Raw genomic sequence first — 19553 nt, forward strand, 5'->3', positions numbered from 1 at the left:
TTTTTTTTTTTTTTTTTTTTTTTTTTTTTTTTTTTTTTTTCAAAATTTGTTAGTTGAACTCCCATTGAATTACTCAAATCCTTTTAGATTAGAGTAACGTAGTTACGGGACATTTTCATTTGTTAACTATTAAGACATTATCATTTGTTAATGACACTTTGAACAGCCAAAATTCGCTAGTTATTGACAGATCATCTAATTTTTTGTTATTATGACTATTAGATTGATAGCGTTTGGTTTGCTGCCGAGTAAACCTAGGATATACGTATTTTCTACTCCGACAGGCCCTGCAGGAGTAGAAGTTGCGTGTATCTTTTTTTATTTTAAGGAGGAGATCATTATTTTTTCACTTATTAGCTTAACTGTTGTTACTAGTTTCATAGATTCTTTCAACCCCTTTGCCATTGTCCAACAATTTACTTTACAAGGTTTATTAAAAAAAACACATCATATTTGGTATTATATTGTAACTCTATTTCTAACAAATTATTTAGCTAGTCTTATTTTCTATTTAAGTGTGACCCTATTAAATGAAAATTTTATATCAAAATACTGGACTATACTAGCATTACCAACCGCTCTATTAGCTTTTATTGCTGGTAGTGCACTTATCTGGTATAGCATCCGTTCTTTTTTGATCAATTGGAAATCAAGAAAGTTTCTTGTGGATAGGAGTGATAAGGAATCAAAAGAATTAGAATTAAAGTTTTCTAAAAAAACAATGACTCCTGCTTATTTAGTGGGTATCGGCTTTACAACTACAGTCGTTGAATTTTCAACAGCTGCTCCTTTTATTGCCTACCTGACAATTGTTCAGCAATTTCAACCGACACTTGGCCAATTATTATTGCTATTGCTGATTTATAACCTTATCTTTTCTTGGCCATTATTTGCGTTGTATTTCTTATTCGTGGGTCTTCAATCAACTTTTGAAAAAATATACGCTAAACTTAATTCTATACTACAAATCGTTTCAGCTTTTCTACTTCCCGTTTTATTTTTCATTATTGCCTTTCTATTAATATCATATGCAATAAACGCCTTTTTTAGCTTATAATTGGGTACAAAAAATCCGTTACCCTTTATTAAGTGGCTACGGATTTTTTTGTATATTAAAGTCTTTTGACGTTTTTTTATTTTTAACTCAATAGCACAATAACTTTTACCAAAATGATTTAAATTATTGTTCCAATTTTTTAAAAGGCTTCAACAGTTATTTGACTATAGAGTGTTTGGAAATGTTCTGTATTAATGTGTCCAGTAACCGACTCTAAAGCATTCAACATGCCCGTTGTCATACCTGTTTTTATGATTTCCTCGTCTGATTCATAACGACTCAAGGCGTATGCCAATCCAGCAATTGTTGCGTCGCCAGATCCTACTGGATTAATGACATCAATCTTTGGGATCATTGCACGATAAAACAAATTATCGTGTTTCACAATAGCGCCGTTGCCGCCTAGAGTTACAACGATCCATTCTACTCCTTCAAACAGTGGATGGTTTAGAGCTTGCTTCAACTTTTCTGGTTGTTTGCTATCTAATTTCAACTGTAATAAATCGTTGATTTCAGTCAAATTGGGCTTGATCAGTTTAGGTTTCTCATTTCCAATTAAAGCTTCTTTCAAAGCCTCTCCAGAAGTATCCAGTAATGTATCAATACCTTTTTCTTTTGCAATCATAATAAGCTGAGCATAGAAATCAGTTGACAATCCTTTTGCTAAACTACCAGAAATAGTTAAAAGTTTAGTTTTACTTAATAAACGTTGAAAAGCCGCCAACAAACCTGCGATTTCTGCTTTTGTCATTGTTGGACCCGTCTCAAGAATTTCAGTTTGGTTGTTACCATTATGCAATATAGCAATCGAATTCCTGATTTCTTGTGAAATAGGATAGAAATCATGTTCAATACCAGCTGAATCTAGCTGTTCTTTGAGTTGATTCCCAAGGTGTCCTCCCACTATCCCAGTAGCTTTAACCGGTCCACCAAGCTCATGAACAACACGGGTAACATTCAAACCTTTCCCTCCTGCTGTTTTTGAAACTTGAGAAACTCGGTTAATGTCATCTAATTTAAGTTCTTTAATGGAATACGAAATATCAACAGAAGGATTCATTGTTACCGTCAGTATCAAATTTATCCCTCCTTTATTCGCTAACTTCTACTTTTCCATGCCAAGAAGTAGCGGTACGTTCTACTACTTTGTTTAAACTTTCAATATTTTCTTTCCCTTCGGATTGAAGCCATTTTCTAGCTGACTCTTCTCCATTTGCTACAAAATGGTGGACACCATTTTTCCAAGTTGCTCTTCCACAAAGCACACCATTAAATGTAGATCCGGATTCTTTTGCAAATTCGAGAGTGTCTTGGAATAAGTTGGCAGATACACCTGCACTTAAGAAAATAAATGGTAGATGTGTAGCTTCACTTTGTTCTTTAAAATGAGCGGCTGCTTCGGCTTTCGTATAAATCGTTTCTTCTCCAAAACCTTCTACGACATTCATGTTTACCGGTACTTCAACCTTTAGTACATCTACTCTATATTGTGGTTTAGAAAATTCTTTCATCATATCATTTACCTTGTGAGGTTTCACTTTAGCATATTCATTTGAGTTGTTATCTTGAATATTTTTATCATAAGATAACAGTTCTAAGTAAAAAGGAATATCTTCGCCAAAACATTCACTTCCTAAGCGCTCAACGAAGGTGTGTTTTTGATGATTTATTTCAGTATCTTCATCAATATCATAATAGAGCAAGAACTTGATAGCGTCGGCGCCCTTATCTTTTAAGCTTTTCACAGACCAATCTTCTAACAAATCTGGTAACCTTCCTGGAATAGTAGCATCATAGCCTGTTTTTTCATAAGCTAACAATAATCCTGCTTCCGAATGACGTGCATCTGAAGCATCTAGTCCAAATTCAGGGTCTAATAAAATAGAAGACGCAAATGGAGTCAATTCTTCAGATACTAACTTTTTAAACTCGATAATAAGTTCATTCGTTGGTTCTTGACCTTCTGATTGAATCATTTTCTTCAAAGCGCCTCGTTGATCGATAGCTAAAGCTTCAATAAATCCTTCTTTTGTAGATAATCGGTCCATTGCTTCTTTTTTTGCTCTTGAAATTTTCAACATTTTATCCATCCTTTAATTAGCATTTTTATATACCGATTTACCATCTAGATAAGTTTCAAGTAGGTTCAAATAGGGATCTATTACTAAGAAATCCGCATCATGTCCAGCCTTCAAACTGCCACAATCATTCTCGATGTGGCAGCTTTTTGCTGGAACAATTGAAGCCATTCGAATGGCCTCTTCAATCGTAGCAATATCCCAATCACAGATATTTTTGACCGCGTCGAACAATTTTAGAACACTTCCGGCTAGACTCCCATTTTCTTTTAATCGAGCGGCTCCATTTTTCACCTCAACGGGAAATTCACCTAAAGTGTAATTTCCTTCTGGCATTCCTCCAGCTCTCATACAATCTGTTACCAAAGCAACATTATCAGGTGTTTTAGCCAGTATCACGATTTCTACAGCCGCTGGATGAACATGCTGCCCATCACAAATCAATTCTGCTACAGTTCCTTTCGTTGTCAGAGCTGCTCCAACCATTCCGGGTTCTCGATGATTCAGACCGCTCATGCCATTGTAGGTATGAACAAAAATCGAAGCCCCTGACAGGACAGCCGATTTTGCTTGTTCATACGTTGCTGAGCTATGGGCAAGAGCAACGGCAACACCTTCTTTAGTTACTTCTTTTGTAAATTCAATAGCCCCTTCTCTTTCTGGAGCAATAGCAATTTTTCTTATTAACCCTTTTGATAATTCTTGCCAGTGATGAAAAGTCTCTAGATTCGGATCCTGGAAAAAAATAGGATTTTGTGCTCCTTTATGCTCTTCTGTAAAGAAAGGGCCTTCAAAGAAGATTCCCCGAATTTTAGCTCCTTGGACTTCTTGATAATGATTACCGATCGTTTGACTTACTTGATTCAGTGTTTCAATATCTGATGTCAAAGTGGTGGGTAAAAAGGAGGTCACTCCGCAACTCAGTAAGCCTTTAGACATTTCTTTGATGCCTTCAAAATCATTATCCATTACGTCGTGACCCATGAAACCATGGATATGTGTATCCACTAGTCCAGGAGCGATCCATAGGCCTGAGTAATCAAGAATAGGTTCATTTCCATCAGGTAATTCCTTTAAATAAGCTCCGAACTTCCCTTCATTTACTGCTAAATATCCTTCGTCTTCTATTCCATTCGGCAAGAAAAAACGACTTGCACGTATATAATAGTTCCCCATTTTTTCATCCCTTTTTTAGGTTATCTTTTCTACTCGTGGATTGTTACACCTTTAACTACTCGATTAACGGTTCCAGATTTAGAAGGAGTATCTGGTGTATTGTTCACTTTAATAGAAGAATGTAGCGAAACTGTTTGTGCTGCCATAATAAATGGCAACGCAAGATAGGCTTCTGGTAATAAAGAATACTGTTTATCAAAATTAAACGTTGTACCAGAAAAATCATGTCCTTCTACCGATTGTGCGATGGCAACAGTTTGCAGCGCGATTTGATCCTGCTGTATTTCTTCTAAAATATCTAAATCATACTTACGGGTATAATTGTCATTGTTTACAAAAACAAAAACTAGCGTTTGCTCATTTACAAATGATTTTGGTCCATGACGGAATCCCATAGACGAGTCGAACATAGTTACCATTTTCCCAGCTGTTAATTCTAATACTTTTAGCTGAGCCTCACGAGTCAAACCTGCTAAACTGCCTGAGCCTAAATAAACAATACGATTAAAGTCAGCTGTAACGATATCAGCTAATTTCTCTTCATTTCCCACCACTTCTCTGCCCATCTTAACGGCAGTAGTGACGTACCTTTCTTTTTCTGCTAAAGAAGATTGATCAAAAACTAATAAGGCAGTCAATGTCATACAAGTGAAGCTTCCAGTCATCGCAAAGCCTTGGTCATTTGATCGTTCTGGCATTAACAGCAAAAGATTTCCCTTATCTTGAGAAGCAGATTTTGCTAATGCTCCATCTGCTGCACAAGTAATGGTGATGTGTCGAATGTTTTTTACAACTTTATTAGCTTTCGCAACTGCTGCAATACTTTCAGGACTGTTTCCGCTTCGTGCGAACGAAACCACTATTGTCCAGTCTTTTTCATGCAGATAATCTGTTGGAGAAGCTACGATATCAGTTGTCGGAATACTTTCAAAGATAAAAGAATCCGTATCCCCTACCTTGTTTAAATAAGGCAGAATAGTGTCTCCAACATAAGCTGACGTTCCCGCTCCTGTAAAAACGACACGTATCTTCCCAGACGCTTCTGTTTTTATTTGTTGCAAGAACAAGTTGATTTTTTCTTCTTGTTTCTGGTAGTTTTCCCATGCTTCTCCCCAAATTTCAGGTTGTTGCATGATTTCTTGAGTCGTAATCGCTGCTCCAAGATCCTTTAATTCATTTTGTGATTTAGTAAATAGTTGCACGTTCACTTCACTCCAATCTATTCATCTTCTTCATCAAAATCGTTTGCATCTAATAAATCATTTACTTTGATGATGCTTTCTTTCGTTTCCTCTAAAATTGAAAGCGGATTGCCAATCAACGTTGCATTTACAAAACTGATGATCATCGGCAAGTTCATACCTGTATATAACTGGAATGTAGAACCGCCCATAATTTTTTTTGAAACAATGTTGCAAGGAGTACCACCCAATAAATCAGCAAACACCATATAATTCCCATTTAATGGGTCAGCAACTGCATTAAATTTTTCAGTAAATTCTTTTTCACCTTCGTGTGGCAATAAAGATACTGTGAAAATATTTTCCTGTACGCCTAAAATCATTTCTGCACTTTTTTTTAGTTCTTTACAGAAATCTCCATGGCTTACGAGTATCAAATTGTTCATTCTATTCATTCCTTTACTTGTTCCTTATTTTGAAATGACTCCTAATGCTGATAAAGCAATAGATACTACTAATACAATAAAGATAGCTTTAGTAGAAGTGATGTTCTTTTTACCTAATAACCAGTAAACAGCTCCAACAATTGCTGCTGGTAAAAGACGTGGCATAATCATATCAACGTTGTTTTGTACATCAACTACTAAGTCTCCGATAGAAGGTGTCCAAGATAATCGAACATTGATCATTGTTGCAACTAAAGCGCCTACCATGAATACACCTAATAATGTAGCTGCATCTGTGATGGCCGTTAGTTGACTTTGCATCGTTGTTACAAGAGAAACTCCTTCTTTATGAGCAATCTCAAGTTGTTTCCAACGGAAAAACATTACAGCGAAGTTAACAAGCATCCAAATGAGTGCACCTATCGGATTCCCATTGACGGCCATGTTAGCAGCTAATGCTCCAAAAATAGTCGGTAGCAAAGCACCAAAAATAGAATCTCCAATAGCGGCAAATGGTCCCATTAAACCAACTTTTATCCCAGCAACTGATTCTTGCCCATCAATACCTTCTTCTTCTTCAATCGCCATATCGATCCCTGTAACAATTGTATTTAAAAAGTTACTTGTATTGAAAAATTGAGAGTGTGTTTTCATCATTGACTTCAACTCTGGGGTACCATCACCATACATTTTTCTTAATTGAGGTAAGATCGTATATAAATACCCAGAACCTTGCATACGTTCATAGTTCCAACCTAGTTGAAAACCAAACAAACTTCTTCTATTGATTTGGTTAAAGTCTTTCTTTGTCAATTTATAATTAGATTTCGTCATCTTCTATTTCTCCTTCCTCTGATGCTGAACCATTCATTTGTTGAACTTTTGGTGCTTCTATAGTTCGTTTATATTCTTTAAACGCTAATGCAAATCCTATTAATGCGATAGCTAACATTGGCATACCTGTAAATGTATTCGCGAATCCATCTACTACACCCGCTACAGATCCACCCAATACTTGGATATTTCCAAATACTGTCGTTAATAAAGCTGTGATAACAAATCCTAAAATTAAGTAAGGCATGTGTTTCTTCACTGGTAAGTATCTTAATAAAATAGCGAAACCAACAGCAGGTAGAACTGCACCAGCCACAGCTAACCCATTACCTAACCAGAGTAATTGATTGTTCAAGACACCAACAATAGAATTGACGAAGCTTCCACCAAGACTTAGCGCTAATAGTACTGGGATAGCTCTAGATAATGACCAAGATAGTGCCCCCATAAGATAGTTTCGTTCAATTCCTTTGTAATTCATTTCTTCAATCTTTGTGTCAATGCGATGTGCAAAGAATGTATTTGCAAATCTTCCTAAGATATCCATTTGAATCATTAATCCAGCTACTGGAACGGCAATCGCTGCGATTGCTTGTTCTGGATTCATACCGATTCCAACTGAAAATGCTGTCGCCAATACAGTACCAGAGTTCGCATCGATTTTTGAAGACCCTCCAAATGTACCAATACCTAAAACAGTTAATTGCATACTTCCACCAATAATAAGTCCTGTCGTAATATCACCCATAATTAAACCAGCTATTAGTCCAGCGAATACCGGTTGAGCAAGACCAGTATAAACTTGTAATTCATCTAAAATTTGATACCCAGCATAAAGCGTTAACAATATAATTTGCCACCATGCAACTGCCATTATTTTTTCCTCCTCTATGTCTATCTATTTTTTAAATATATTGTTTCAACAAACCCATGAATTTTTCTTCGCGATCGCTTGGAACCATTTGTGACACCAACTCCACGCCTTTTTTATCAAGCTTTTTGAAATTTTCAATATCTTCTTCTAGAACATTGATCGATCTTGTAATAGATTTTGATTCATCAGATTGAGACATATTTCCAACGTTAATTTTTTTAATAGGAACTCCTAGTTCGACTAATTTTAATAATCTGTCCGGTTTTTTTGCAATGATCAATAACCGTTGTGAATCATATTTTCCAGCTAGAATATTTGCAGCTGCTTTTTCTATTGATAAAATACTCAATTTGACCCCCGCCGGAGTGGCTAACTTTAACCCGCTCTTTTCAATTGCATTCGTTGTTAAGCCATCATCCACGACCATAATTCTGCTGATATCTAATTTCGTGGTCCAAAGATTTGCTACTTGTCCATGAATCAATCTTCCATCTATTCTTACTGCTGTGATACTCATACTATTCTTCCCCCTCTTTTTTTATTTCTATAAATTTTGGTTCCTTTTCTAAACTTATTGATTTTGACCAGATACCTTCTGTTTCAAAAACAATAATCTCATTTTCTCCCTTTTTAAAGAGAGTTTTTGGAGCATATAAGGATAGAGTTGGCCCTACATTCCAGAATCGCCCAATGTTAAATCCATTTACTAGAACAATTCCTTTGCCAAACGACTCCATGTTGATGAATGTATCTTCTGGTTCGTCAATCGTCACTTTATACTGGTAAAACGATGGAGAATGCTCTTTCCATTCCTTATCAAAATCAATAGACAATGGTTCCGAAAAGTCTAAGCTGTATTGCTCCCAATCAGTGATGAAGTGTAAATCAGACATGACTCCTCTTCGGATCCCTTTTTGTTGCGTATCTGCCAATAACTTATGTCCGTAATTGACACGTCCCATATTTTCTACTAATACATCGATCTGGTTAGAACCAGCAATAGGTGAAGCGTATATTTTTTCGCCAATCTCTTCTTGATATTGTGTGGCTATTTTTTCTTCGTTAAGGAAAAAATGAAGCCTATCGCTTCCGTCTATTACACGAAAAAATTCTTTGTTGCTGTTTTTTGTCACACAACTTCTGTATAGCGTGTATCCATATTGTTGACCTAGTTCTTCCATTGTTTTTGGGTACTTTGATTCTTGTTTTATAGCGATGTGGTCAATGACCGAAAGCATACTTACTTTTCCAGTGACCTGTATATCCATAATATTCATGCTGCCTTTCATCAATGGAGCGTGTTGTTCGATCCCCGAAAAGCTTTCTTGCAGCATTTTTTGTAACGCAAAATATTTTTCTGTCGGATTGCCTTGTTCATTTAATGGCGCATCATAATCGTATGAAGTTACTTGTGGAAGATCTTTTCTTAATCTTGCTGAACTGCCATTCATGAAACCAAAGTTCGTTCCGCCATGAAACATATAAAGATTTAAACTCCCTATCTCTAAAGCTTCTTTAACATCATGAGTCAAATCACGGGCTTCTCTCTTTATGACTGGGTCATTCCAACGATTAAACCACCCATCCCAGTATTCCATACACATCAACGGCCATTTTTTTCCCTTTGATTCGTGAAAATCTTTTAAATCTTTAAAATTTTCTTTTGAATGAGAGCCAAAATTTCCAGTTGTTAAAATATCTAGTTCAGTTATGGTTCCTGCTTCTTGTGTAGCTTTCCATGCCCCATCTGATGTAAATATAGGAACAGTTACGCCAAGTTGCACCATTAATTCGTAAAGTGTTTTTAAATATTCTTTATCTTCTCCATATGAACCGTATTCATTTTCTAACTGCATCATTATCACAGGTCCACCATGGTCTACCTGCAAAGGTGTGATTTGTTTAAAAAGTTCTTTATAATAGCGTGAAACTTTTTCAATAAATGTTGGATCAGAAGAACGTATTCGCATATCTTTATACGGTAGTAACCAAGATGGCAGACCCCCGAATTCCCACTCGGCGCAAATATAAGGAGACGGACGCAGAATCACAAATAGCCCTAATTCCTCTGCTACTTGAACAAACTTTTTAATATCAAATTGCCCAGAAAAATTGTATTCTTCTTCTTTTGGTTCGTGTACATTCCAAGGGATATACGTCTCTACTGTATTAAAACCAAGCGCTTTTAAATTATATAAGGAATGGTACCAGTCCTCAGGAAGAACTCGGAAATAGTGTACGGCGCCAGACATAATCTTAAATGGTTCATCATTTAGTAAAAAATCTTCTTTTATTTCAAATGTATTCATTTGATCACTCCTTTCGTGAAACGTTTACATTTAATATATTAATATACTAAGTTAGGTCCTGTCAACTATTATTTTAGTGAAATTTAAAAACTATTTACTAAATAATAAAAAAATGGTAAATTTCCTTTTTATAAGTTAATATATTAAGTAAATGGTATAGAAAGGAAAAAAGAATGGGAATCCCAAAATATCAGCAAGTTAAAGATGATTTACTCAAAAAAATTGAATTTGGAGAGTTTAAACACGGTGATCGATTTTATAGCGAAGTGGAATTAGTTAAAATATACAATGTAAGTTCTATTACTGTTATTAGAGCCGTTCAAGAATTAGTTAACGCTGGTTATCTTATACGTTTCCAAGGAAAAGGGACTTATGTTTCTCGTTCACGAAAACGAAAACTTATAGAATTTTCGGATATTGAAATTTATGCAGGCGAACCAGAAACGGTTGAGGTTTTAAGTTTAGAATTACAAAACGATGAAGATATGAGAAAAAAATTACAATTAAGAAAAAAAGAAAACTATTATGAAATCATTCGGTTAAGAAAAGTTGATGAAGATCCTTTTCTATTACATCTTTCTTATATCCCTAGCCAGTTTATCAAAAAGGACATTCCAAGCCTTGACTATTACGATTCTATTTATAATCGTTTTAAGAGCGACTTTGATATTTACATGTATGATGAGGAGTCAAAAGAAACCAATGAAATTCGTTTCCCTACAGATGCTTGGGTTGCTGAATTATTAAAAATGGGAACAAACGAACCTACTATCAGACAAGAAAAAAGAACTATTTTACAAGATGGAACTATTGCTGAAATAGTCGTCAGCTACAAAAAATGGAATTATTACAAAATAGAATTATCTTCATTTAAAAATCAGTATTAAAAAAACATGCTAGGGGGCAGACAAATATTATGGCAAGAATTGCAATCGATATGGATGAAGTAATAGCAGATTTTTACAGTAATGATTTAAAGGTATACAACGAGCTCTATGAATCTGAGTTAACGATCAGTGATTTAAATGGACAATATGTTAGTGAATTTTACCCAGAGACTGATAAAATCATGCGTTACATTCGAAATACTAAAGGTTTCTTTAAAGATTTACCCGTCATTGAAAATGCACAGCTTGTGATAAGTGAATTAATGCAAGAGCATGAGATTTTTATTACTACAGCTGCTATGGACTTTCCCAATAGTTTTGATGATAAATTTTACTGGCTTCAAAATCACTTCCCTACTATTCAAAAAGAAAACATTGTTTTTTGTGGTAACAAAAGCATCATATATGCTGATTACTTGATCGACGATAATATTGGGCACTTCAATAACTTTTCAGGAACGGGGCTATTATTTACTGCGCATCATAATAAAAAAATAGAACATCCTAATAGGATGGACGACTGGAATGCCGTTAAAGCATTTTTCCAACAACATACTGTCTAATGCTTTACAGTGATTAAAGGACTATCTCGGGAAATTTCCTGAGATAGTTTTTTTATTTTTTATTAGTATATTATGTTTTACTAAATTTTACTTGCTTTTATTTACTAAATTAATTAAACTAAGCTTAACAAAACATTCTTAGGAGGATCTATAACATGGATTTAAACAACCTGAAAAAAAAATTTAATAAACTTTTCAAAAGAGAAGATTCGAAAGCGTTTTTCTCGCCTGGGAGAATCAATTTGATTGGTGAACATACAGATTATAACGGTGGTAATGTTTTTCCCTGTGCAATCACTTTAGGGACATATGGCTTAGCATCAAAACGAGAGGATAAACTCATTAACTTTTATTCTGAAAACTTTCCTGAATTAGGTGTGATCACAATTGATTTAGATAATTTAGAGTATGATTCAGCTGATAAATGGACAAATTATCCTAAGGGGATGCTTAAATTTTTAAAAGAGTCTGGTTACTTGATTGACCAAGGTTTAAATATCTTGTATTACGGAAATATACCTAATGGTGCAGGTCTTTCTTCTTCCGCTTCGATTGAGTTATTGACAGGATTTATAGTGCAAACATTATTTAATTTAGATATCGATCGATTAGAGTTGATTAAAATCGGGCAACGAGTGGAAAACGAATTTATTGGCGTCAATTCAGGTATTATGGACCAATTTGCAGTTGGTAAAGGTGAAAAAGATGCTGCAATTTTACTGGACTGTAACACTTTAGAGTATGAGCTGATTCCAGTAGTTCTTGAAGACCATTCCATTGTTATTATGAATACGAAGAAAAGACGCGAATTAGCTGATTCTAAATATAATGAAAGACGTAGCGAATGCGAACAAGCATTAGAAGAATTACAAAAAGAACTTAGCATTTCTTCATTAGGTGAATTAGATGAACATACTTTTTCTGAGCATCAATCTATTCTCTCTAATGAGACCATCCTAAAAAGAGCACGCCACGCAGTATCCGAAAATCAACGGACCCTTAAAGCTGCTTCAGCCTTAAAAGCTGGAAAACTGACAGAATTCGGCAAATTAATGAATGAGTCACATATTTCTCTAAAAGATGATTATGAAGTAACCGGACCAGAATTGGATGCAATGGTACAAGCAGCTTGGGAGCAGCCTGGGGTATTAGGGGCTCGAATGACTGGAGCCGGTTTTGGCGGATGTGCCATTGCAATAGTCGAAAATAAAACCATAAATGCCTTTATTGACCAAGTTGGAAAACAATATCAAGAAAAGATTGGTTATCTAGGGGGATTTTATATTGCTCAAATCAGTGATGGCCTTAAAATACTTGAGGAGGAATTAGTATGACTGTCTTAGTGTTAGGAGGAGCCGGCTATATTGGTTCTCATGCCGTTGATCAATTAATTGAACAGCACTATGATGTTGCAGTAGTAGATAATTTGCAGACCGGTCACCGTGACGCTCTCCACAAAAAAGCACGATTTTATCAAGGAGATATTAGGGATAAAACTTTTATGGAGTCTGTTTTAAAAAAAGAGTCCATTGAAGGAGTCATTCACTTCGCTGCTAACTCTCTAGTAGGTGAATCGATGCAACAGCCTTTACAATACTTTAATAACAATGTTTATGGTACTCAAGTGACCTTAGAAGTGATGCAACAATTCGGAATCAAAACAATCGTCTTTTCTTCTTCTGCTGCCACTTATGGTGAGCCAAAAGAGATTCCAATTAAAGAAACAGCTGAAACAAATCCTGAAAGTCCATACGGTGAAACAAAATTAATGATGGAAAAGATATTAAAATGGTGTGATCAAGCCTACGATATGAAATTTGTTGCTCTGCGCTATTTTAACGTAGCTGGAGCAAAATTAGACAGCAGCATAGGTGAAGATCATTCGCCTGAATCCCATTTAGTGCCAATTATATTACAAACGGCTCTGGGCCAAAGAGAAGAATTAACGATTTTCGGTGATGATTATGATACACCAGACGGTACTTGTATCCGTGATTATGTCCATGTTGTCGATTTAGTTGAAGCTCATATTCTCGCATTAGACTATCTTAAGGCCGGAAACCAAAGCGCTGTTTTTAATTTAGGCAGTAGTACTGGTTTTTCAGTAAAAGAGATATTGGATACCGCACGAGATATTACTGGGAAAGAAATCCCTGCAAAAGTAGTCTCACGTCGCGCTGGCGATCCTAGTACTTTAATTGCTTCAAGTGAAAAGGCTAAAATGATTTTAGGCTGGAAACCTCAGTATACAGATATAAAAAAAATCATAGCCTCAGCATGGAATTGGCATATGGCCTCTCCTCTTGGGTACAATGACACTAAAAAAAGTAGAAAGGATGAATAGCGTGATCGACCAAGCAATAACAGACTTCATTCAAATCGGTTATCAAAATCAAGAAATTCATCAATTAGATTTACAGATAAAACAAAATAAGCTTATCGCTTTGATTGAAAAAACAGCATTAGATACAAAACTATCGGCATCTACTCCTTTACCAAATCGTTTAGAAATCTTAGACAGCATTATTAATTATGCTGTCCAAGAAAAAGTAATCAACAATAACAAAGCCGAAAGAGATATCTTAGCTGCAAAAATTATGGATCTTATAACTCCCTTACCTTCTGAAGTAAATCGTACCTTCTGGGAACTGTATCAAAAGAGTTCTCCAACGGCTACAAACTATTTCTACCATTTGAGTCAAGAAAATGACTACATCCAGACAAGAGCCATCAAAAAAAATATTGAATTTACAAAATCAACACTTTATGGTGAATTAGAGATCACGATCAATTTATCTAAACCAGAAAAAGACCCCAAACAGATTGCTTTAGCTAAAACAGCTTCACCTTCTCTCGGTTACCCTACCTGTCTTTTATGTATGGAAAATGAAGGCTATGAAGGACATCTGAACCATCCTGCTAGGAGCAATCACCGCATTGTTCGTCTTACTCTGAATCAGGAAAAATGGGGTCTGCAATATTCTCCTTATGCTTACTATGAGGAACACTGTATTTTCTTATCTGAAGAACATAAACCAATGAAATTAGAACAAGCTACTTTTGCAAAACTATTAAATATAGTTGAACAATTTCCGCATTATTTTGTCGGATCTAATGCTGATTTACCAATAGTTGGTGGATCGATTCTTTCCCATGATCATTACCAAGGTGGCCGTCACACTTTTGCTATGGCGGAAGCACCTGTAGCCTTTCCATTTACATTACCAGATTATCCTTCTTTAGAAGCCGGACTTGTCAAATGGCCGATGTCCGTCATCCGCCTAAGAAGTTCAGATCAAACTGAGCTGGTTTCAGCAGCAAGCCTTATTCTAAAGCAATGGCGTCTCTATTCGGATGAATCAGCAGCCATTTTTGCTGAAACAAATGGAGAACCTCATAATACGATCACACCTATTGCCAGATATAAAGAAGGGCGGTATGAATTAGATCTTGTGTTGCGTAATAACCGTACTACGCAACGGTACCCTGATGGAATTTTCCACCCACATCCTGATATCCAGCATATCAAGAAAGAAAATATCGGCTTGATTGAAGTTATGGGATTAGCTATCCTTCCGCCAAGACTAAAAAAAGAATTAGTTGAGGTCGAGCATTATTTATTAGAAAAACCCAATCAACTAAATCCCTCTCACAAGCAATGGGCTGATGAATTAAAAAGAACAAAAAAAATTACAAAAGAAACGGTTGGAGAAATCATTGAAAATGCTGTTGGCTCTATTTTTCTGAGAGTACTAGAAGATGCTGGTGTATACAAACAAACTACTGAGGGGAAAACTGCTTTCAAACAATTTGTAAATAGTTTCGCTCATTCAAAAGGAGGAGAAAAAATTGGAAATTTCAACTAAAGTTTTTGGAGAACTGTCAGGACAGGTTATTCAGGAATATACTTTGACGAATCGTCAAGGTATCTCCTTATCAGCCATGAACTATGGCGCGGCCGTAACAGCTATTCAAGTACCTGATAAGGAAGGACTTTTACAAAATATTGTCTTGGGCTATGACTCACTAGATGAATACTTATCTTACCGTCCTTTTTATGGTGCAACTGTCGGAAGAGTTGCAGGACGAATCGATAAAGGCAAATTTACATTAGCAGGAAAAATCTATCAACTTGAAACAAATGAAAAAGGCAACCATTTGCATGGCGGGGGAAATAGTTTGGATACCAAAATTTGGACAGTAAAAACTAATTCTACTGAAAATGAAGCCCAACTGATTTTTTCATACAAAAGTCTCAATAATGAGAATGGTTATCCTGGCGATTTAATGATACAAATAACGTATACATTGACGGAATCAAACGATTGGAAAATCAATTACCATGCCACAACTGATGAATCGACATTGTTTAATCCAACCAATCATGTTTATTTCAATTTGTCAGGAGATCCTACAAAAACCATTAATCAACATACACTAGCATTAACCAGTAAGTATTTTGGCGAACTCCGTGAAGATTCTATCCCAACCGGAAACTTACTGCCTGTGGATAGAACACCTTTTGATTTTACAACAGCAGATACTATAGATAAGGGTTTTGAAAGTACACATCCTCAAAATGAACTCGTTTCTGGATATGATCATCCGTTTGTACTTGAGCATATCTCTGGAAAACCAGAAGCGACTTTATCTGATATCACTAGTGGTCGACGTGTCCAAATGTTTACAGACCGCGACTCTGTTGTTATTTACGCTACTAACGCTTTAAATGGGAAGCATACAGAAGAAGGAAAAGTGATGGAGCACTATGCAGGTATCACCTTAGAAACGCAACAATTACCTGATGCAATCAACCAAGAAGCATTTGGAAATATAATTCTTCATCCTGATGAAGTTTTCCACTCTGAAACAACTTACCGCTTTGATACAATGCTATAATAAATGGAACAGAAAAAGAAAGTGGTGAGAAAATGGCAACGATTAAAGATATTGCCGAACAAGCAGGTGTTTCAAGTGCAACAGTATCTCGTGTATTAAACTATGACGAAACATTATCTGTAGGCGATGAAACAAAGAAACGTATTTTTGAAGTTGCCGAAGCATTGGACTACACAAAATACCAAACGAAAAAATCCAAAAAGCAAGGCAAACTAGCTATCGTTCAATGGTACACTGAAAAAGAAGAACTGGATGACTTGTTTTATTTATCGATACGTTTAGGGGTAGAAAAAAGAGCAGAAGAATTAAACTATGATATTATCCGTATTTTTCAAAATACCGATTTTGAAATGAATTCTGACATAGAAGGCATCATAGCGATTGGGAAATTTAGTGATTTACAAATAAATAAACTTACTTCATGGACAAAAAACATTTGTTTTATCGATTTTGATCAACTTCATCGTAAATTAGATTCAGTTGTCATCGATTTTGAACAAGCGGTTAACTCTGTTCTGGATTACTTTCTTGAAAATGGTCACAAAAAAATTGGTTTGATCGCTGGACAAGAACATTTTGGTGACAAATCTAATCCCATCATTGATAAAAGAACTACTATCTTTGAAAATTATATGAAACAAGCTGGAATGTACAATAAAAAATATGTATTTACAGGATCTTTTAATGTCTCATCCGGCCAAGAACTGATGAAAAGAGCTATCGAAAACTTAAAAGATGATTTGCCCGATGCCTTTTTTGTTTCCAATGACTCTATGGCTATCGGTTGCTTGAGAGCCTTGCAAGAAGCTGGAATATCTGTACCTAACCGTGTTAGTCTGATTGGTTTTAATGACATAAGCGTAGCTAAATACATTTACCCCACATTGAGTACAGTAAAAGTCTATACAGAATTAATGGGTGAAACTGGCTTTGATTTATGGCTGGATAAGTTGACTACTGAAAGAACAGTCGCAAAAAAAGTCACCTTATCGACGGATTTAATTTTACGAGAAAGCACTAATTCCACTTTATAAACAAACAAAAAAAGCCTTCCTATTGTTCAAATTGAACAATAAGAAGGTCCTTTTTAGTTTAGCCTTCCATGGTGACCATGGTTTCTTCTTGATTTTCGACTTCTTCTGTAATAAAATGCTTTTCAATTGCTTTTTGTCGTAATTCTTCACGGAACTTAGGATGCGCTACTTCAATCAGAGCCTCTACCCGTTCTTGTATCGTTTTCCCAATCAATTCAGCTTTTCCATACTCCGTTACAATGGTATCAATATCATTTTTTGAAGTTGAAACAGCAGAACCTAAAGCTAGTTCAGGAACAATCGTAGAAATACTATCGTTTTTAGCTGTTGAATATAAGCAGATTATTCCGCAACCGTTCTTAGCTAATCTGACCCCTTTTGTAAAATCAGCTTGTCCGCCTGTCGATGAATAATATAAACCTCTCACCGTTTCCGAATTACATTGACCTAAAAAGTCCACTTCAACTGTCGAATTGATGGCTTTTAAATTATCAATTTTAGCAATCTCACGAATATCATTCGTCATATCACATGGCAGCATCAATATATCTCTATTGTTATCCATAAATTCATACAATCGTTTTGATCCAATTGCGAATGTAGAAACTGTTTTTGTAGGATAAGTGGTTTTATATTTATTATTAACTACCCCTTTTTCATAGAGTTCTACTATTTTATCTGGAAGCATCTCACTATGGACCCCTAAATTACGTTTATCCATCAAGTAGTCCATCACTGCATTCGGCATCGAACCAAAACCAATCTGAACAGTATCCCCATCTTTAACAGTCTCTGCAATGATTTTACCAATCGCTAAGTCCTTCTCACTCAAAGTAGGACTTGGTAAAGTCGGTAATTCAAAGTCGTGTTCAACTAACGCTGCCACTTCACTGATATGAATGGTATTTTTTTCACCAAATGTTCGCGGCATGTGTTTATTCACTTCAAGAATAATCGTTTTAGCGTCTTCAATCAATGATGCCACGTAAGAAGGACTTGTTCCTAATGAGAAGTTTCCGTCTTCATCCATTGGTGATACGGTCGCCATGATCACTGGACGATTTGTGCGTCTTTTAAGTAATGCAGGTATATCAGAAAAGTGATTTGGTAGTAAATCGATGTTGCCTTGGTTAAAGCCCTTTCGGTCCATACCAGATAAAAATATCGATACTTGTTTTAACTTGGTTGGCGAAATATCGACTGTCGGAAAACTAGGCAGCATCCGATACAAAGTATTTCCACTCAACGTCTCATTGCTAGGTAGCGCTTTCAAAAGTTCTGGTGGTTCACCGGGCATAATTGGAAAAATGATACCCTCCCTTGGCTCAACCAATTGAACCGCCTTTTGTGCTGTTGTTTTTTTCTTTTCATACATTTTTTCGTATAATTTTATCATGTCTAAATCCCCCAATCAGATTAGTTTAGTCTTTATTTGTTTTCAAATTGAGCTTTACGTTTTTCAACGAAAGCTGCCATGCCTTCTTTTTGATCCTCAGTAGCAAATAATGCTCCAAAAATTTCTGATTCCAATACCAATCCTTGCTGTAAACCCATTTGCATCCCTTGATTGATGGCTTTTTTGCTGCCTTCTACACCTAAAGGCGAATTTCTCATTATTTTTTTAGCCACTGTTTTTGTTTCTTCTAATAACGCTTCAACCGCTACAACTTTATTCAACAATCCAATCCGGTAAGCTTCTTCAGCTGCAACATTGGCTCCAGTGTAGATCAATTCTTTTGCTTTACCTATTCCAACAAGGCGCGGCAAACGTTGTGTTCCGCCAAATCCTGGAACAATTCCTAATCCAACTTCTGGCTGGCCAAATTTTGCATTCTCAGCTCCAATTCTAATGTCACATGCTAAAGCAAGTTCGCATCCTCCGCCCAATGCAAATCCATTAACTGCAGCAATAGTAGGTTGACGCAATTGTTCTAATTTTGAAAAGACTGCATTTCCTAATGAAGAAAAAATTCTTCCTTCAATCGCATTTTTTTCTTTCATTTCTTTTATATCCGCACCCGCTACAAACGCCTTAGTACCTGATCCTGTCACAATCAGTACGCGGATCGAGAAATCTGTCTCCACTTCATCAAGTGCAAAAGACAATTCTTCTAACACTTCTTGATTCAATGCATTCAACATCTTTGGACGATTAATGGTTAAGATTCCGATTCCTTCGTTTTTTTCTAAAGTAAGTGTGTTGTATGTTGTCATT

19 protein-coding genes are annotated in these 19553 nt (G+C 35.8%); 8 read left to right on the forward strand and 11 right to left on the reverse strand.

Translation table 11 applies throughout. From position 1 onward, the window contains the following. Window positions 1-211 precede the first annotated feature (211 nt). Window positions 212-1057 carry a hypothetical protein gene (locus J7E16_RS10670; RefSeq protein ID WP_214891585.1) on the forward strand — a complete coding sequence of 282 codons (846 nt, stop codon included), beginning with the start codon at window positions 212-214 and terminating at the stop codon, window positions 1055-1057. Between the two features lie 139 nt (window positions 1058-1196). Here the strand turns inward: J7E16_RS10670 and J7E16_RS10675 are convergent, their stop codons facing one another. Genes J7E16_RS10675 through J7E16_RS10715 form a run of 9 tightly spaced genes read right to left on the reverse strand, consistent with a single transcriptional unit; the run spans window position 1197 to window position 9955 of the window. Beyond that, window positions 1197-2135 (reverse strand): hexose kinase, encoded by a 939-nt coding sequence (locus J7E16_RS10675; RefSeq protein ID WP_214891587.1) that lies wholly within the window; start codon window positions 2133-2135, stop codon window positions 1197-1199. A gap of 13 nt (window positions 2136-2148) precedes the next feature. Beyond that, a complete protein-coding gene (gene lacD, locus J7E16_RS10680; protein WP_214891589.1) occupies window positions 2149-3138 on the reverse strand; it encodes a tagatose-bisphosphate aldolase in 990 nt (329 codons plus the stop codon). Window positions 3139-3150: 12 nt separating this feature from the next. Beyond that, complete coding sequence (gene nagA / locus J7E16_RS10685; protein WP_214891591.1) at window positions 3151-4311, reverse strand: N-acetylglucosamine-6-phosphate deacetylase; 1161 nt, start codon at window positions 4309-4311, stop codon at window positions 3151-3153. 29 nt (window positions 4312-4340) lie between these two features. Further along, window positions 4341-5513, reverse strand: a complete 1173-nt coding sequence (locus tag J7E16_RS10690; RefSeq protein ID WP_214891593.1) for an SIS domain-containing protein — start codon at window positions 5511-5513, stop codon at window positions 4341-4343. Between the two features lie 17 nt (window positions 5514-5530). After that, window positions 5531-5938 (reverse strand): PTS sugar transporter subunit IIA, encoded by a 408-nt coding sequence (locus J7E16_RS10695; RefSeq protein ID WP_214891595.1) that lies wholly within the window; start codon window positions 5936-5938, stop codon window positions 5531-5533. A 24-nt stretch (window positions 5939-5962) separates the two neighbouring features. Continuing rightward, window positions 5963-6772 carry a PTS system mannose/fructose/sorbose family transporter subunit IID gene (locus J7E16_RS10700; RefSeq protein WP_214891597.1) on the reverse strand — a complete coding sequence of 270 codons (810 nt, stop codon included), beginning with the start codon at window positions 6770-6772 and terminating at the stop codon, window positions 5963-5965. Continuing rightward, a complete protein-coding gene (locus tag J7E16_RS10705) occupies window positions 6759-7646 on the reverse strand; it encodes a PTS mannose/fructose/sorbose/N-acetylgalactosamine transporter subunit IIC (protein WP_214891599.1) in 888 nt (295 codons plus the stop codon). Before J7E16_RS10705 ends, J7E16_RS10700 begins: the two co-directional genes overlap by 14 nt. A 31-nt stretch (window positions 7647-7677) precedes the next feature. Continuing rightward, window positions 7678-8163 (reverse strand): PTS sugar transporter subunit IIB, encoded by a 486-nt coding sequence (locus tag J7E16_RS10710; RefSeq protein WP_214891601.1) that lies wholly within the window; start codon window positions 8161-8163, stop codon window positions 7678-7680. 1 nt (window position 8164) lies between these two features. Further along, window positions 8165-9955, reverse strand: a complete 1791-nt coding sequence (locus J7E16_RS10715; protein WP_214891603.1) for a glycoside hydrolase family 35 protein — start codon at window positions 9953-9955, stop codon at window positions 8165-8167. Between the two features lie 173 nt (window positions 9956-10128). Here J7E16_RS10715 and J7E16_RS10720 point away from each other — a divergent pair, with 173 nt between their 5' ends. The 7 genes from J7E16_RS10720 (at window position 10129) to J7E16_RS10750 (ending at window position 17338) form a co-directional block, all read left to right on the forward strand. After that, on the forward strand, window positions 10129-10842 hold the full coding sequence (locus J7E16_RS10720; RefSeq protein WP_214891605.1) for a GntR family transcriptional regulator: 714 nt from the start codon (window positions 10129-10131) through the stop codon (window positions 10840-10842). Between the two features lie 29 nt (window positions 10843-10871). After that, on the forward strand, window positions 10872-11405 hold the full coding sequence (locus tag J7E16_RS10725; RefSeq protein ID WP_214891607.1) for a 5' nucleotidase, NT5C type: 534 nt from the start codon (window positions 10872-10874) through the stop codon (window positions 11403-11405). Between the two features lie 155 nt (window positions 11406-11560). Further along, window positions 11561-12739 carry a galactokinase gene (locus tag J7E16_RS10730; RefSeq protein WP_214891609.1) on the forward strand — a complete coding sequence of 393 codons (1179 nt, stop codon included), beginning with the start codon at window positions 11561-11563 and terminating at the stop codon, window positions 12737-12739. Continuing rightward, the gene (galE, locus tag J7E16_RS10735) at window positions 12736-13749 is read left to right on the forward strand and encodes a UDP-glucose 4-epimerase GalE (RefSeq protein ID WP_214891611.1); all 1014 of its coding nucleotides are present in this window, start codon (window positions 12736-12738) and stop codon (window positions 13747-13749) included. Before J7E16_RS10730 ends, galE begins: the two co-directional genes overlap by 4 nt. A 1-nt stretch (window position 13750) precedes the next feature. Continuing rightward, a complete protein-coding gene (galT, locus tag J7E16_RS10740) occupies window positions 13751-15271 on the forward strand; it encodes a UDP-glucose--hexose-1-phosphate uridylyltransferase (RefSeq protein WP_502756802.1) in 1521 nt (506 codons plus the stop codon). Further along, window positions 15255-16304 carry an aldose epimerase family protein gene (locus J7E16_RS10745; protein ID WP_214891613.1) on the forward strand — a complete coding sequence of 350 codons (1050 nt, stop codon included), beginning with the start codon at window positions 15255-15257 and terminating at the stop codon, window positions 16302-16304. The genes galT and J7E16_RS10745 overlap by 17 nt, the downstream gene beginning before the upstream one ends. A 32-nt stretch (window positions 16305-16336) precedes the next feature. Further along, the gene (locus tag J7E16_RS10750) at window positions 16337-17338 is read left to right on the forward strand and encodes a LacI family DNA-binding transcriptional regulator (RefSeq protein ID WP_214891615.1); all 1002 of its coding nucleotides are present in this window, start codon (window positions 16337-16339) and stop codon (window positions 17336-17338) included. 58 nt (window positions 17339-17396) lie between these two features. Here the strand turns inward: J7E16_RS10750 and J7E16_RS10755 are convergent, their stop codons facing one another. Further along, entirely contained in the window at window positions 17397-18734 is a 1338-nt protein-coding gene (locus tag J7E16_RS10755; RefSeq protein WP_214891617.1) for an acetyl-CoA hydrolase/transferase family protein, read from the reverse strand. A 32-nt stretch (window positions 18735-18766) separates the two neighbouring features. After that, complete coding sequence (locus tag J7E16_RS10760; RefSeq protein WP_214891619.1) at window positions 18767-19552, reverse strand: enoyl-CoA hydratase-related protein; 786 nt, start codon at window positions 19550-19552, stop codon at window positions 18767-18769. Window position 19553: the final 1 nt, after the last annotated feature.

The sequence above is a fragment of the Carnobacterium sp. ISL-102 genome, from assembly GCF_018612935.1.
Lineage (GTDB): Bacteria > Bacillota > Bacilli > Lactobacillales > Carnobacteriaceae > Carnobacterium_B > Carnobacterium_B alterfunditum.

Bases quoted from the DNA above. Each gene is read 5' to 3' on its own strand.
- J7E16_RS10670 (WP_214891585.1), top strand. From the start codon at position 212: ATGACTATTAGATTGATAGCGTTTGGTTTGCTGCCGAGTAAACCTAGG.
- lacD (WP_214891589.1), bottom strand. From the start codon at position 3,138: ATGTTGAAAATTTCAAGAGCAAAAAAAGAAGCAATGGACCGATTATCT.
- nagA (WP_214891591.1), bottom strand. From the start codon at position 4,311: ATGGGGAACTATTATATACGTGCAAGTCGTTTTTTCTTGCCGAATGGA.
- J7E16_RS10695 (WP_214891595.1), bottom strand. From the start codon at position 5,938: ATGAACAATTTGATACTCGTAAGCCATGGAGATTTCTGTAAAGAACTA.
- J7E16_RS10700 (WP_214891597.1), bottom strand. From the start codon at position 6,772: ATGACGAAATCTAATTATAAATTGACAAAGAAAGACTTTAACCAAATC.
- J7E16_RS10705 (WP_214891599.1), bottom strand. From the start codon at position 7,646: ATGGCAGTTGCATGGTGGCAAATTATATTGTTAACGCTTTATGCTGGG.
- J7E16_RS10710 (WP_214891601.1), bottom strand. From the start codon at position 8,163: ATGAGTATCACAGCAGTAAGAATAGATGGAAGATTGATTCATGGACAA.
- J7E16_RS10715 (WP_214891603.1), bottom strand. From the start codon at position 9,955: ATGAATACATTTGAAATAAAAGAAGATTTTTTACTAAATGATGAACCA.
- J7E16_RS10720 (WP_214891605.1), top strand. From the start codon at position 10,129: ATGGGAATCCCAAAATATCAGCAAGTTAAAGATGATTTACTCAAAAAA.
- J7E16_RS10725 (WP_214891607.1), top strand. From the start codon at position 10,872: ATGGCAAGAATTGCAATCGATATGGATGAAGTAATAGCAGATTTTTAC.
- J7E16_RS10730 (WP_214891609.1), top strand. From the start codon at position 11,561: ATGGATTTAAACAACCTGAAAAAAAAATTTAATAAACTTTTCAAAAGA.
- galE (WP_214891611.1), top strand. From the start codon at position 12,736: ATGACTGTCTTAGTGTTAGGAGGAGCCGGCTATATTGGTTCTCATGCC.
- J7E16_RS10750 (WP_214891615.1), top strand. From the start codon at position 16,337: ATGGCAACGATTAAAGATATTGCCGAACAAGCAGGTGTTTCAAGTGCA.
- J7E16_RS10755 (WP_214891617.1), bottom strand. From the start codon at position 18,734: ATGATAAAATTATACGAAAAAATGTATGAAAAGAAAAAAACAACAGCA.
- J7E16_RS10760 (WP_214891619.1), bottom strand. From the start codon at position 19,552: ATGACAACATACAACACACTTACTTTAGAAAAAAACGAAGGAATCGGA.